Consider the following 13456-nt stretch of genomic DNA (forward strand, 5'->3'; position numbering starts at 1 on the left):
GTCGGCGGTATGCCGACACCGATCGACGTGGTGCTGCCCTGCCTCGACGAGGCAGCCGCCCTACCGGGCGTACTCGCCGCGCTGCCGCCCGGCTACCGGGCGGTGGTGGTGGACAACGGGTCCCGGGACGGGTCCCCGCAGGTGGCCGCCGAGCACGGCGCCCGGGTGGTGCACGAGCCCCGGCGCGGGTACGGGGCCGCCGTGCACACCGGCCTGCTGGCCGCCGAGACCGAGCTGGTCTGCGTGCTCGACGCGGACGGGTCGTTCGATCCGACGGAGCTGCCGGCGCTGGTGCGTCCGGTGGCCGACGGGCACGCCGAGCTGACCGTGGGACGCCGCCGACCGGTGTCGGCGCGGGTCTGGCCCTGGCATGCCCGGGCCGGTACGGCGCTGGTCGCGGCGCTGCTGCGGCAGCGCGGCGTACCGCTGCGGGACCTGAGCCCGATCCGGGTGGCCCGCCGCGAGGCGCTGCTCTCGCTCGGGGTCACCGACCGGGCCTTCGGCTACCCGTTGGAGCTGATGATCCGGGCCGCCGGTGCCGGGTGGCGCATCGTCGAGCTGGACGTGACGTACGCGCCCCGGGCGGCCGGCACCCGGTCGAAGGTGTCCGGCTCGGTACGCGGCACGCTGCGGGCGACCCGCGACTTCGGTCGGGTGTTGCGCACCGTGGACGGTGCCCGGTGACCGTCCTGCTGGTGATGGCGAAGGCACCGGTGGCCGGGCGGGTGAAGACCCGGCTGTGCCCGCCGGCCACTCCCGGGCAGGCCGCCCGGATCGCCACCGCCGCGCTGTTGGACACGATGGACGCGGTCCGCGCGACCGGCGCGGCCGGTGCCGTGACGCCGGTGCTGGCCCTGGCCGGCCGGTTGACCGAGGCCGACGCGTACCCGGGTGCCGCTGAGGAGCTGGTCGTGGCGACTGCCGGCTGGCGGGTACTGCCGCAGCGCGGGGACGGGTTCGCCGACCGGCTGGCCAACGCGCACGCCGACGTGGCGGCGGCGTACCCGGGTCGGCCGGTGCTGCAGATCGGGATGGACACTCCGCAGCTGACCGGCGCGGCGCTGACCGCCGCCATCGGGGTGCTGACCGGTGCCGACCGGGCGCCGACCCGGGCCGGTGGGGCGCGGGCCGGCATCGGCGCGGTGCTCGGTTGGGCGGCCGACGGCGGCTGGTGGGCGCTGGGTCTGACCGATCCCCGGCACGCCGAGGTGCTGCGGCGGGTGCCGATGTCGACCTCGCACACCGGGCGCGACACCTGGTCGGCGCTGCGCGCGCGAGGGCTGCCGGTCGCGCCGCTGCCGGTGCTGTGCGACGTCGACGAGTGGCGCGACGCGCTGGCGGTGGCCGACGCGGTCCCCGGCAGCCGGTTCGCCGGTCAGGTGGCGGCGGTGGGCGTGCCGGCTCTGGCCCGGATACCGGTGCCGGCCGTCGGGGCGCGACGGTGACCGCCAGCGTGCCCGGCCGGTACGCGGCGGACCACGGTTTCGCCGCCGCGCTGCTGGCTCCGGCGTCCGGCGGGCACTGGCTGGTGCAGGGTGACGGGGTCCGCTGGCGGCTGCCGGTGGAGCGCTGGCATGGGCCGGTGGAGCCGACAACCGATGCGGTGGTGGCCCGGTGCTGCGGCCCGACCCTGGACCTGGGCTGCGGGCCGGGCCGGGTCACGGTGGCGCTGACCCGGGCCGGGGTGACCGCCGTCGGGGTGGACGTGTCGGCCCGAGCGGTGGCGCTGACCCGGGCCCGGGGCGGGGTGGCGATCCACCGTGACCTGTTCGACCGGCTGCCCGCCGAAGGCCGGTGGCGGCACGCCGTACTGCTGGACGGCAACATCGGCATCGGCGGCGACCCGGTGGCGCTGCTGCGCCGGTGCCGGTCGTTGCTGCATCCGCTGGGCACCCTGCTGGTGGAGCTGGATCCGCCCGGGGTCGGGCTGTGGCGCGGGTACGCGCACGTGGTCAGCACCGCCGCCGGGGGCCGGCCCCGGTTGGGGCCGGCGTTCCGGTGGGCGCGGCTGGACACCGACGCGGTGTGGGCCGCCGCGACCGCCGGTGGGCTGACCGTCCGGGAGGTGTTCCGTGACACCGGCCGGTGGTTCGGTGAGCTGACGGTGTCGCGGTGAGGGGCTACCGCCCGCCGGCCGACACCGCGCCGGCCGACACCGGGCCGTCCGGCAGCGGGTAGCGCAGCACCAGTGGATCGGTCGACAGATTGTGCCGGGCGAGGAACTCGCGTACCTCCGGTTCGACGGCCGGTCCGGTCAGCGCGGCGAACCGCTGGAGCATCGACGCGACCGCGCAGACCACGGCGAGCTCGACCAGTTCGTCGGCGTCGTAGTGGTCGATGGCCGGCTGCACCTGCCGCCGAGGGGTCACCAGCGGCACCTGGGCGGAGAGCCAGGCCAGCCGCAGCGCCGCCCGTTCCCGGTCGTCGAAGACGCCGCCGTCGTCGGCACGGCCGGTGGCGGCGGCCACGCAGCGGTCGATCCGGGTCACCGCGTCCGACCGGTCCGGTGCTGCGGTGAAGGCGAGGTAGCCCTCGGCGGCGGCCAGGTAGCCGTGGTCCCGGGCAACGGCCGACACCCGGGCCATCAGGTGCTTGAGGTCGGCCGGGATCCGCGAGTGCGGCCGGTCACGCATCAGTTCGACGTACAGGTGACAGTGCCGGCGGCGCTGCGCGGCCGGCCAGGCCCGCACCCAGGCCGGGACGAAACCCAGCTCGCGTTCGGCGTAGGCGTCCGGGTCGCCGACCAGTTCGTCGTAGCCGGCCATCAGCTGCGGCAGGGTCGGTCCGCCGGACGGCAGCTCGTGGTCGAGGTTGCGCGGGTTGGTGTCGCCGACCGCGTGCCGGCCGGCGCTCACGCCCCGGGCACTGGCCGTCGCCGCCCAGTCGCCCTCGATCTCCAGGCCGACCAGGTCGTTGAACACGTTGAGGAAGCCGAACGACGCCACCACCATGGTGAGCGCGTCCATCCTGGCCTGGGCGTCCCCGTCGCCGTGGCGGGCCTGGTCGGCGGTGGCCCGGACCTTCGCCAACGCCTGCGGGGTGACGGCGTTGCGGGTGGCGCGGGCCGCCAGGTCGGTCAGGGCGGCTTCGTGCGGCCCGGTCGCGCTGTCCGGGCCCGCCGGCCCGACCGCGCCGGGTACGGCGACGGCGTGGGTCATGCAGTAGGAGCAGCCGTGCGCGCGGGACGTCGCGTAGGCGACCTCGGACATCACCGCCCGGCCGAGCCGCTGCCCGCCGGCCTGCACGGCCGCCGCGTTCTGGCAGTAGACGAACAGCTTGTACGCTGCCGGCCAGCGGTGCAGGTAGGCGAAGGTGTTGGGCCAGAAGCCGAAGAACCTCCGGTACAGGTGCAGAATCGGCCAGGTCTGCGGGTCGGGGTCGTGGGTGCCGTCGCTGGTGGGGATGACGGTGGACAGTGCGAGGTCGGCCGCCCCGTGGGCCAGTTCGTCGTCGGTGTGCGCGTCCAGGTCGAGGTCGCCGCGTGGCGGCGCGCCGGTCAGGGCGACCAGTCGGCCGGTCGCGGCCAGCCGGTCCAGGTCGTCGGCGCTGCCGACGTGGTAGTCGCCGAGGAAGATCTGCGGGACGGTGTACGCGCCGGAGAAGTAGGCGCTGGCGTTCGCGGTGCGGGCGTCAGTGGTGACGTCGTACGACTGGAAGTCGATGCATTCGCCGGTGAGCGTCCGCTTGGCCCGGGCGCAGAAGACACAGTCGGGCTTGGTGAACGCGCGCACGGTCGGTCGGGTGGGCAGGGACGGGTGCACGATAGAGCCTCCTTTGGCTGCGGTTACCGGGCCCCGGGGCGCTTCATTGAGCATACACTCATTGAGTTTTTACTCAACGAATCTGGTCGAGGATGTGGAGGACCATGGCAACCAGTCGGCAACAGGCCGCCGAGCAACGGCGACGGCAGCTGCGTGAGGTCGCGGTACGCGTCTTCGCCCGGCAGGGCTTCGCGGCCACCACCACCAAGCAGCTCGCCAAGGAGGCCGGTGTCGCCGAGGGCCTGCTGTTCCACTACTTCCCCACCAAGCTCGACCTGCTCCGGGACGTGGTCTCCGAGTACGGCGGCTACCGGCTCGCGATCGGCGACGTCCTCGACCCGCTCGACCCGGACGACCCCCGGTCCGCGCTGGCCGTCTATTGCCGGGCGCTCCTCGCCCACCTGCGCGAACACGCCGACCTGATCGCCGTACTGGCCGGGGAGAGCCAACTCGACAGCGACCTGTCGAACGTGTTCTGGGACGTGGTCGGCGACATGCGGGCCGGTCTGGCCGGGTGGCTCGACCGGGCGGTGCGGGCCGGTTCGGTACGCCCGGATGCCTCGACCACCGTCGCGGCGCACCTGGTCACCTCGACGCTGTCGCTGTTCTTCCTGGAACACCGGCGACTGCCGGAGCGGCAGTGGCGTACCCGGGCGGCGGAGCACGTCGCCGCCGTGGTGGACAACACGCTCGCCGGCATCGGCGCGGCACCGGTACCCGGCACCGGCGCCCGGGTGGCCCGGCCACCGGCCCCGCCGAGTTGATCTTCGGTTGGTCGCAGACCGTCGTTCAGCCAGCTGACGCCCGGCGCTCACCGCCGGGCGCGACGTTGCTCGGGTGACTGACGATCCCGTACGCAGTACCCACCAGCCGGAACACTCCGAGGATCCGCCGCACGGTGCAGCGCCCGGCCGTCTGCAGCGGCGTTCCCTGCTGCAGGCGGCGCTCGCCGCGCCCGCCGCCGGAGCCGCCGCCACGGTGATCGGCGCCCCGGCCACCCCCGCCGTGGCCGCCGCCAGCGGGCCGTTCGACCCGGCGAGCCCGAGATTCGCGCTCGCCGTGCTGCCCGACACGCAGTATCTGTTCGACGAGGACAGTTCCGATCCGGAGCCACTGAAGGCGACGTTCCGCTACCTCAACCAGGAACGGCGGGACGCGAACATCGCGTTCATGACCCACCTCGGTGACATCACCGAGCACGGCAGCGAACACGAGATCGACCTCGCCAGCGACGCCTTCCGGACCATCGACGGCCGGCTGCCGTACAGCGTGCTGGCCGGCAACCACGACATCCGTGGCGGCGATGACCAGCGCGGCGACAGCGTCTACCTGCGCGCCTTCGGACCGCACCGGTTCACCGACACACCGACCTTCGGCGGCGCCTCGCCGGACGGCTACAACAGCTACCACGTGCTGCGCGCCGGTGCCCGGGACTGGCTGATCCTGGCGCTCGACTGGCGGGCCTCCGACAACGGCCTCGCCTGGGCGCAGGGCGTCATCGACGCACACCGTACGCTGCCGGTGATCCTCACCACCCACGACCTGGCCTGGGCCGACGACGCCGGTGCGGCCCAGCTGTCCGGCCACGGGCAGCGGCTGTGGGACCGGTTGATCCGCGACAACGACCAGATCTTCCTCACCCTCAACGGCCACTACTGGCCGCCGGGGCGGACCACGCTCACCAACGCCGCCGGCCACGACGTACACGTGCACATCGCGAACTACCAGGACCGCTACTACGGCGGGGCCGGCATGATCCGGCTCTACCATTTCGATCTGGTCCGCAACGTCATCGACGTGGAGACCTTCGCGCCCTGGTTCCTCACCCGGGATCCGGCCAGGCGCACGCCGCTGCAGGCCGAGACGGTCGAGCTGACCGGCCCGGTCGACCGGTTCAGCGTCGAGGTCGACTTCGCGGCCCGGTTCGACGGGTTCGCGCCGGTGCCGCCGCCCGCACCCCGGCCGCCGGTCGGGGTGCTGCGCCACACCACCGTCGGCTACTGGCGGTTCGACTCGGCCGGCTTCGGCGCCGGCACCGGCAGCCCGGTCGCCGGCAACCCGGTGCTCGACGGCACCGTGGTCCGCGACCTCACCGGCAACGGCAACGACCTGACCGTGGGCCGGATCGGCGCCGGCAACGCCGAGACGTTGACCTTCTCCGACGAACACCACAGCGGCCAGCCGGCGCACGCCAGCCTGCGCTTCGACGGCGGCAAGGGCCCGGACCGGGGTGCCATCCTGCGGGCCGGGCCGGACGCGCCGATCAACAGCATGAAGTTCCGCGACGGGTACACCATCGAGGCGTTCGTCAAGCTGCCCGACCCGTACCAGGGTGACCACGCCTGGATGGGCATCCTGAGCTGGGAGGGGCGCAGCGGCGACGCCGGCAAGACCACCGGCTGGTCGCCGTTGGAGTGCACCTGCAGCCTGAACATCTCCCCCGAGCGGTTCCTGCAGTACGTCGTCTACGCCGACGTGCAGGACGCCGACCCGACGTCGTGGAGCCACGCCCTGCCGCCCGGCCGGTGGATGCACCTGGCCGTGGTGAACGACTCCGAGCAGACCGTCGTCTACGTCGACGGGTCGAAGATCGCCCGCAACCCGACCCAGACCTCGACCGGCATCGCCACCCTCGGCCTGCCGTTCGTGATCGGCGCGACCTCGTTCGACCTGCAGTACGGGCAGGGCTTCTACGGCTGGATCGGTGACGTGCGGATCACCGCGAAGGCGCTACGCCCGCACCAGTTCCTGCACCCGTACGGCTGACCGGACGCCGCCGGCGGCTGACGACGCTCAGCCGCCGGCGGTCGGGTCGGCCCAGTGGTCGGTGGTCGACGTGAGGGCGCTACCGATGAGAACCTCGGCGGCGGCGCGCGCGTGAGCGGCGGCGACATTGTCGCCGGCGATCGCGGTGGTGGTCTGTACGCCCTCGGCGAGGATCGCGAGTTGGGCGGCCAGGGTCGCGGATCCGCCGGCTTCGGCGACCAGTGCCGCCACCCGCTGCTGGAACTCGGCCTTCTGCGCCCGGACGAACTCGGCCACGCGGGGCGTGGTCCCGCCCAGTTCGCCGAAGGTGTTGATGAACAGGCAGCCACGGAAGTCGTCGTCCGTGGCCCACTGCGCAAGCCCGTCGTAGATGGCGAGCAGCCTGTCGCGTGGCGTGCCGCCGCTGGCCACGGCGGCGTCCACGAGGTCGTTCCACATCCGCTGTCGGCGGGTCAGCACCTGCTCGACCACGGCCTCCTTCGACCCGAAGACCTGGTAGAGCCGTTTGAGCGGGACTCCCGCCTCGGCGCGCAGCGCGTCCATGCCGACGGCCTGCACGCCCCGGGCGTAGAAGAGCTGGTCGGCGGCGTCGAGCACCCTGTGCCGCACCTCGTCGTCGGTCAACGCCGGCATGTCTCCTCCTTCGGGTCGGGCCGCCACCCGGCTGACGGCTGTCGCCGGTGACGAGGGTCACCGGCGGATCGTCGACTTCCGGCTGGCGGAGAGAACGGTCGTTCTCTACTGTATTACACAGCGAGTGAGAACGACCGTTCTCGCACCGAGCGACCGGAGGTCGCCATGCCGTACATCACCGTCGGCCAGGAGAACAGCACCAACATCGACCTCTACTACGAGGACCACGGCCAGGGGCAGCCGGTGGTGCTCATCCACGGCTACCCGCTGGACGGGCACTCCTGGGAGAAGCAGAGCGCGGCGCTGCTCGCCGCCGGCTACCGGGTCATCACCTACGACCGGCGTGGCTTCGGGCAGTCCAGCCAGCCCACCGTCGGATACGACTACGACACCTTCGCCGCCGACCTGAACACCCTGCTGGAAACCCTGGACCTCACCGACGTCGTGCTGGTCGGATTCAGCATGGGCACCGGCGAGGTGGGCCGCTACCTGAGCCGGTACGGCTCAGCCCGGGTCGCCAAGGCCGCGTTCCTGGCCTCGCTGGAGCCGTTCCTGCTGGCCACCGACGACAACCCGACCGGCGTGCCGCAGGAGGTCTTCGACGGCATCCTCGCCGCCGTCACCGCCGACCGGTACGCCTACTTCAGCGACTTCTACCGCGACTTCTACAACACCGACGAGACGCTCGGCGGCCGACTCTCCGAGGAGGCACTGCGCAACAGTTGGAACGTCGCGGCCGGCGCCGGGTGGTTCGCCTCCAGCGCGGTCGTGCCGACCTGGCTGACCGACTTCCGGGCCGACATCGACCGGATCGACGTGCCGGCGCTGATCCTGCACGGCACCGCCGACCGGATCCTGCCGGTCGAGGCCACCGCCCGCGAATTCCACAAGCGGTTGCCGAAGGCCGACTACGTGGAGATCGACGGCGCCCCGCACGGCCTGCTCTGGACCCACGGGGCGGAGGTCAACACGGCACTGCTCGCCTTCCTGAACAGCTGAACCGACCCTGTCGGGTCCCCGGTGCCGTGCCGCGGCCAACGCCTCACGGCACCGGGTACGCGACCACATCGGCCAGCGCCAGGGCCCCCGGCACCCGGGTGTCCTGGCGCTGGACCTGCACCACCAACGGGGTCGACGAGGTGAGCACGCAGCCGAACGGTCGGCCGAGTCTGATCGGCTCCGGGTCGACGAGGTCGTTGAATCGGATGTGCCGGATCCGCCGAGCCCACACCCGCAGCTGGTACGGCCCCACCGGCTCCTGGTCGGCGTAGTAGACGGTCAGTTCCACCTCAGCGTCGGAATCGTCGGCGTTCAGCAGGCAGAGCTGGTCGAAGCTGGTGAACTCCGGCTCGTCGCCGGAGCTGTCGACCGGAATCCGACCACCGGCCACCACCCAGGTACGGGCCCCGACCGTCGCCATCGCCCCTCCCTCTCGGACGTCGCTACTCGCCGGACCACCGCGACGCGGCTACCCGATGTCGCACGCGGCAAACACCGCCGGCGAGGGTCACCCGCGCTGCGCAACCGGCACGCCGGCACGCAGCCGGGCCGCGTCACGACCCGGCGGTACGCCGTACGCCCGCCGGTACTCCCGGTTGAACTGCGTCGCGCTGACGTACCCGACCGTCCTGGCCACTCCAGCGGCCGAGTCGGCGCCGGTGACCAGCAGTCGCCGGGCCTGCTGCAGCCGCAGGGCCTTCTGGAACCGCATCGGGCTCATCCCGGTCACCGCCTTGAAGTGCCGGTGCAGGGTCGCCACGCTCAGGTGGGCCGCCGCCGCGATCTGCTCGACCGTCAACGGCTCGGCGTACCGGGCCCGGATCAGCCCGGCCGCCGCCCGGACCTGCGACAACCGGGACTCGGCGACGGTGAGCTGACGCAGCGCCGGCCCGAGCGGGCTGCCCAACAGCCGGTACAGAATCTCGCCCTCCATCCGGGCGGCGAGCGGCCGGATGTCGGCCGGGTCGTCGAGCAGCCGCACCCACCGGGTGACCGCCTCGACGATCCCCGGGGTCATCGCCGCGGTGGTCAACGCGGCCGGCTCCGGCGACCCGGCCGGCGGCGTCGGTGGCTCGTCCAGCTCCAGCAGCAGGTCGGCGAGCATCCGTCCGTCCAGACGCAGCACCGCCGACCGGTACGGCACCTGCTCGAACACGGCGGTCACCGGCAGCTCCACCGAACTGAGGAACATCGTCCCACGGCCGACCAGCCAACTGCGCTCACCAGCGGTGCTGCGCTTGGCACCTTGAGCCACGAAGCAGATCATCGGCTCGTACAGCAGATCGGTCGGCCCGGCCTGCTCGTCGTCGAAGCGGACCAGCCGCAGCCGCGGCACCGCGGTCTCGACCGCCCGCGCCGGGCAGTGCCGGGTGACGACCCGTGCCAGCTCGTCGATCATCGGTCGCTCCGTTGTCGGTGAGAGGATCAGGCAAGAGTACGCGGAGCGCGCCCCATGCCGGCACCCCCGGTGCGGACATAGCGTCGGGGCATGACACAGACAACGAACGGCCGGCAGCTGCCCCGGCGCAAACTTGGATCGCAGGGGCTCGAAGTCGGTGCGATCGGCCTCGGCACGATGGGCATGACCATGGCGTACGGTCCCGGCGACCCGGCCAGCGGCATCGCCACCATCGGGCGGGCGTACGAGCTCGGTGTCACCATGTTCGACACCGCCGAGGTGTACGGCATGGGCACCGGCAGCAACGAGCAACTGCTCGGCAAGGCGGTCCGCGACTTCCGCGACGACGTGGTGATCGCCACCAAGTTCGGCTACGACCTGACCGACCCGAGCCGGTTCGGCATGGCCTTCGACAGCCGTCCGGAACATATCCGCGAGGTCACCGACACCAGCCTGCGGCACCTCGGCACCGACCACATCGACCTGCTCTACCAGCACCGGGTCGACCCGGACGTGCCGATCGAGGACGTCGCCGGCACCGTCGGTGAGCTGATCGCCGAAGGCAAGGTGCGCTACTTCGGGCTGAGTGAGGCCGGCCCGGACATCATCCGACGGGCGCACGCCGTCCACCCGGTGTCGGTGCTGCAGACCGAGTACTCGGTGTTCGAGCGGACGGTGGAGCCGCAGGTGCTGCCGACGGTCCGTGAGCTGGGCATCGGGTTCGTGGCGTACTCGCCGCTCGGCCGCGGCTTCCTGACCGGCGCGGTCCGGCCCGCCGCCGAATACCCGGACGGTGACATGCGGACCTGGGACGAACGCTGGCAGCCGGGCAACTACGAGCAGAACCTGGCCGCGGTGCGTGAGCTGACCGCGATGGCCGCCGCCAAGGGCGTCGCGGTCACCCAGCTCGCCCTGGCCTGGCTGCTCGCCCAGGGCGAGGACATCGTGCCGATCCCGGGTACCCGCAACCCGCAACGGCTCGCCGAGAACGTGGCGGCGGCCGCCGTACCGCTCAGCGCGGCCGAGGTCGACCGGATCCGCCAGATCCTGCCGCACGGCGCGGCCGGCTCCCGCTACCCGGCCGCCCGGATGCCGGTCTGGTGACTTCGACGCGCCGCCCGGTCTGCTCGTGGTTCAGGCCACGAGCAGGCCGAGCAGCCACAGTCCGGCAATCGCGAGCGCGGCACCCAGCTCGATCAGCATCGCCAGCCCGACCGCCAGCACCGCCCGCTTCGTGGCCGGCCAGGCGGCGGCGAAGTCGCCGAGCCGCTGCCGCTCGGCCAGCCAGACGCCGAGCACGAAGCCGATCACCAGGCCGAGCACCGGGACGACGAAGAAGCCGACCAGGCCCAGCGCGCCGCCGACCAGCAGCGACCGGTTGGGTACGCCGGCCCGTTTCAGGTCCCGTCCCGGCCACAGATATTTGATCACCGTGCCGCCGACGGCGATCAGGGTCGCCACGGCGACGATCAGCCACCGGCCGCCACCGGCGTCGCTGAAGACCGCCCAGCCGAGCACCCCGGCCCAGCAGAGCAGCAGACCGGGCAGGATCGGCACGATCACGCCGATCAGCCCGACCAGGATGGCCAGGCCGCTGAGCAGGGTGACCAGCGTCTGTGTGTCGTCGAGATCCACACCGACAGGGTGACCGACGGCCGCCAGCAGGTCGAACCCGGCGTCATCCGAGGGCTGCGATTCGGCTACGGATCCGAAACAATGTCGGAAACCTCGGGAGGATCGCGTGGCCGTTGCTGCACCGGCAGACCATGTTCATCCGGCCTGGCTGCCCGCCCAGGCGTGGCGCGCCATCGGGTCGCGGCACACTCTGGTCTCCGGCACCGAAAAGTCCGTCGCCACCGTGTACGCCGAGGTGCGGGCGGCCTGCGACCGGTTCGGCGGATCGGTGACCCGGCTGTCGGTCGACGGCGAGGCGGACCTGATGCTGGCATTGACCGGTGCCGCCGGTCCCGGTGCGACAGCCGGTGCGGTCGACGACCTCGGCGAGGAGGGCTACACCCTCGGCCGGACCGGCGGTCTCACCACGGTCACCGCCGACGCCCCTGCGGGGCTGCTGTACGGGCTGTTCCACGTGGTCCGGCTCGGCGAGTCGGCGTTCGGCGACGACATGGCGACGCGGACGCACCGGCCGGCGATCCGGCGGCGGATGCTCGACCACTGGGACAACGTCGACGTGCACCCGGTGATGGGGCAGGTGGAGCGCGGCTACTCCGGCGGGTCGATCTTCTGGCGGGACGGCGCGATCACCGACGACCTCGACCGGGTCCGGGCGTACGCCCGGTTGCTCGCCGCCAGCGGCGTCAACGCGGTCACCATCAACAACGTCAACGTGGGGCGTACCGAGGCGCGGCTGCTCACCGACCGGCTCGACGACGTCGCCACGTTCGCCGACATCTTCCGCCCGTACGGCATCCGGTTGCACCTGTCGGTGACCTTCGCCGCGCCGATGGTGCTCGGCGGCCTGGCCACGGCCGACCCGCTCGACGAGGCGGTACGCGACTGGTGGGCGGCCACCACCGCCCAGGTCTACGCCAGGGTGCCCGACTTCGGCGGGTACGTGGTGAAGGCCGACTCAGAGGGCCAGCCCGGCCCGTTCGCGTACGGGCGCAGCCACGCCGACGGCGCCAACCTGCTCGCCGACGCCCTCGCCCCGTACGGCGGGGTGGTGCACTGGCGGGCGTTCGTCTACAACCACCGGCAGGACTGGCGGGACCGCACCACCGACCGGGCGCGGGCCGCGTACGACCATTTCGCCCCGCTCGACGGCCAGTTCCGTGACAACGCGATCGTGCAGGTCAAGTACGGGCCGGTCGACTTCCAGCCCCGCGAGCCGGTGTCGCCGGTGATCGGCGCGATGCCGGCCACCCGGCTGGCCGTGGAGCTGCAGGTCACCCAGGAGTACACCGGGCACCAGCTGCACGTCTGCTATCTACCTCCGCTGTGGAGTGAGGTACTCGGCTTCCGGTTCGACGGCGACAGTCTGGAAGCCGACGGTGACGTCAGCGGTGACCTGGGTTCGTCGGTCGCCGCAATCGCCGGGCGTGGCGGCACCCTGGCCGCCGTGTCGAACGTCGGCGACGACCCGTTCTGGTGCGGACATCCGCTCGCCCAGGCCAACCTGTACGCGTTCGGCCGGCTCGGCTGGGACCCGACCGCCGACCCGACCGCGCTGCTCGACGAGTGGATCGACCTGACCTTCCCCGCCGGCGACGCGGCCGGCACCGTCGCCGATCCGGGGCGGTTGCGGCAGACGCTGCACGCGATGATGGACGGCTCGTGGCGTACCTACGAGCGGTACACCGCGCCGCTGGGTGTCGGCTTCATGGTCAACCCCGGCAACCACTACGGCCCGTCCGTCGACGGGTACGAGTACTCCCGATGGGGCACCTACCACTTCGCCGACCGCGACGGCGTCGGCGTGGACCGGACCCGGGCCACCGGCACCGGCTACACCGGCCAGTACCCGAAACCCTGGTCGGAGGTGTACGAGTCGTTGACCGACTGCCCCGACGAGCTGCTGCTGTTCTTCCACCACGTGCCGTACGACCACCTGCTGCACAGCGGCTCGACGGTCATCCAGCACATCTACGACACCCACTTCGCCGGAGTCGACGAGGCGATCGCCATGCGGGAGCGGTGGCTGGACATCGCCGACACCGGCCTCGACCCGGCCCTGTACGCCCGGGTCGCCGACCGCCTCGACGAGCAGGTCCGCTCGGCGCGGGAGTGGCGCGACCAGATCAACACCTACTTTTTCCGCAAGTCCGGCATCCCCGACGCGCACGGCCGCCGCATCCACTGACCGGCGGTCACCCGTCGTGCCCGGTCACCCGCCGTCTTCGGTCACCCGTCGAGCCCGGTCATCCGTCGAGCAGTGCGC

The 13456-nt window shown here is 72.5% G+C and carries 13 protein-coding genes; 8 read left to right on the forward strand and 5 right to left on the reverse strand.

Annotation, left to right across the window (positions count from 1 at the left end):
- Nucleotides 1-9: 9 nt before the first annotated feature.
- From ACN27J_RS14210 to ACN27J_RS14220, 3 genes are read left to right on the forward strand one after another with little or no spacing between them, the layout of a single operon-like run.
- The gene (locus ACN27J_RS14210; RefSeq protein WP_421366701.1) at nt 10-684 is read left to right on the forward strand and encodes a glycosyltransferase family 2 protein; all 675 of its coding nucleotides are present in this window, start codon (nt 10-12) and stop codon (nt 682-684) included.
- Complete coding sequence (locus tag ACN27J_RS14215) at nt 681-1445, forward strand: TIGR04282 family arsenosugar biosynthesis glycosyltransferase (protein ID WP_421366703.1); 765 nt, start codon at nt 681-683, stop codon at nt 1443-1445. The genes ACN27J_RS14210 and ACN27J_RS14215 overlap by 4 nt, the downstream gene beginning before the upstream one ends.
- The gene (locus ACN27J_RS14220; protein WP_421366705.1) at nt 1442-2116 is read left to right on the forward strand and encodes a class I SAM-dependent methyltransferase; all 675 of its coding nucleotides are present in this window, start codon (nt 1442-1444) and stop codon (nt 2114-2116) included. The genes ACN27J_RS14215 and ACN27J_RS14220 overlap by 4 nt, the downstream gene beginning before the upstream one ends.
- 4 nt (nt 2117-2120) lie before the next feature.
- Here the strand turns inward: ACN27J_RS14220 and ACN27J_RS14225 are convergent, their stop codons facing one another.
- Complete coding sequence (locus ACN27J_RS14225; protein ID WP_421366708.1) at nt 2121-3761, reverse strand: glutaredoxin domain-containing protein; 1641 nt, start codon at nt 3759-3761, stop codon at nt 2121-2123.
- A 104-nt stretch (nt 3762-3865) separates the two neighbouring features.
- Here ACN27J_RS14225 and ACN27J_RS14230 point away from each other — a divergent pair, with 104 nt between their 5' ends.
- Nucleotides 3866-4525, forward strand: coding sequence for a TetR/AcrR family transcriptional regulator (locus ACN27J_RS14230; RefSeq protein WP_421366710.1), 660 nt, complete (start codon nt 3866-3868; stop codon nt 4523-4525).
- A gap of 73 nt (nt 4526-4598) precedes the next feature.
- Complete coding sequence (locus ACN27J_RS14235) at nt 4599-6527, forward strand: LamG-like jellyroll fold domain-containing protein (RefSeq protein ID WP_421366712.1); 1929 nt, start codon at nt 4599-4601, stop codon at nt 6525-6527.
- A 27-nt stretch (nt 6528-6554) separates the two neighbouring features.
- Here ACN27J_RS14235 and ACN27J_RS14240 read toward each other — a convergent pair whose 3' ends face one another.
- Entirely contained in the window at nt 6555-7160 is a 606-nt protein-coding gene (locus tag ACN27J_RS14240) for a TetR/AcrR family transcriptional regulator (protein ID WP_421366714.1), read from the reverse strand.
- 165 nt (nt 7161-7325) lie between these two features.
- Between ACN27J_RS14240 and ACN27J_RS14245 the strand changes: the two genes are divergently transcribed.
- Nucleotides 7326-8159, forward strand: coding sequence for an alpha/beta fold hydrolase (locus ACN27J_RS14245; protein WP_421366716.1), 834 nt, complete (start codon nt 7326-7328; stop codon nt 8157-8159).
- Between the two features lie 43 nt (nt 8160-8202).
- Here ACN27J_RS14245 and ACN27J_RS14250 read toward each other — a convergent pair whose 3' ends face one another.
- On the reverse strand, nt 8203-8580 hold the full coding sequence (locus ACN27J_RS14250) for a sensory rhodopsin transducer (RefSeq protein WP_421366717.1): 378 nt from the start codon (nt 8578-8580) through the stop codon (nt 8203-8205).
- A gap of 87 nt (nt 8581-8667) precedes the next feature.
- The gene (locus tag ACN27J_RS14255) at nt 8668-9558 is read right to left on the reverse strand and encodes an AraC family transcriptional regulator N-terminal domain-containing protein (protein WP_421366719.1); all 891 of its coding nucleotides are present in this window, start codon (nt 9556-9558) and stop codon (nt 8668-8670) included.
- Between the two features lie 90 nt (nt 9559-9648).
- Between ACN27J_RS14255 and ACN27J_RS14260 the strand changes: the two genes are divergently transcribed.
- Entirely contained in the window at nt 9649-10662 is a 1014-nt protein-coding gene (locus ACN27J_RS14260; RefSeq protein WP_421366720.1) for an aldo/keto reductase, read from the forward strand.
- Nucleotides 10663-10692: 30 nt separating this feature from the next.
- On the opposite strand, the gene ACN27J_RS14265 is transcribed toward ACN27J_RS14260, so the two are convergent.
- The gene (locus ACN27J_RS14265; protein ID WP_278171293.1) at nt 10693-11193 is read right to left on the reverse strand and encodes a DUF456 domain-containing protein; all 501 of its coding nucleotides are present in this window, start codon (nt 11191-11193) and stop codon (nt 10693-10695) included.
- A gap of 106 nt (nt 11194-11299) precedes the next feature.
- On the opposite strand from ACN27J_RS14265, the gene ACN27J_RS14270 reads away from it, so the two are divergent.
- Nucleotides 11300-13378 carry an alpha-glucuronidase gene (locus tag ACN27J_RS14270; RefSeq protein ID WP_421366722.1) on the forward strand — a complete coding sequence of 693 codons (2079 nt, stop codon included), beginning with the start codon at nt 11300-11302 and terminating at the stop codon, nt 13376-13378.
- Nucleotides 13379-13456: the final 78 nt, after the last annotated feature.

The sequence above is a fragment of the Solwaraspora sp. WMMB762 genome, from assembly GCF_049179115.1.
In the GTDB taxonomy this organism is placed as follows: domain Bacteria; phylum Actinomycetota; class Actinomycetes; order Mycobacteriales; family Micromonosporaceae; genus Micromonospora_E.

Bases quoted from the DNA above. Each gene is read 5' to 3' on its own strand.
- ACN27J_RS14210 (WP_421366701.1), top strand. From the start codon at position 10: ATGCCGACACCGATCGACGTGGTGCTGCCCTGCCTCGACGAGGCAGCC.
- ACN27J_RS14230 (WP_421366710.1), top strand. From the start codon at position 3,866: ATGGCAACCAGTCGGCAACAGGCCGCCGAGCAACGGCGACGGCAGCTG.
- ACN27J_RS14240 (WP_421366714.1), bottom strand. From the start codon at position 7,160: ATGCCGGCGTTGACCGACGACGAGGTGCGGCACAGGGTGCTCGACGCC.
- ACN27J_RS14245 (WP_421366716.1), top strand. From the start codon at position 7,326: ATGCCGTACATCACCGTCGGCCAGGAGAACAGCACCAACATCGACCTC.
- ACN27J_RS14250 (WP_421366717.1), bottom strand. From the start codon at position 8,580: ATGGCGACGGTCGGGGCCCGTACCTGGGTGGTGGCCGGTGGTCGGATT.
- ACN27J_RS14255 (WP_421366719.1), bottom strand. From the start codon at position 9,558: ATGATCGACGAGCTGGCACGGGTCGTCACCCGGCACTGCCCGGCGCGG.
- ACN27J_RS14260 (WP_421366720.1), top strand. From the start codon at position 9,649: ATGACACAGACAACGAACGGCCGGCAGCTGCCCCGGCGCAAACTTGGA.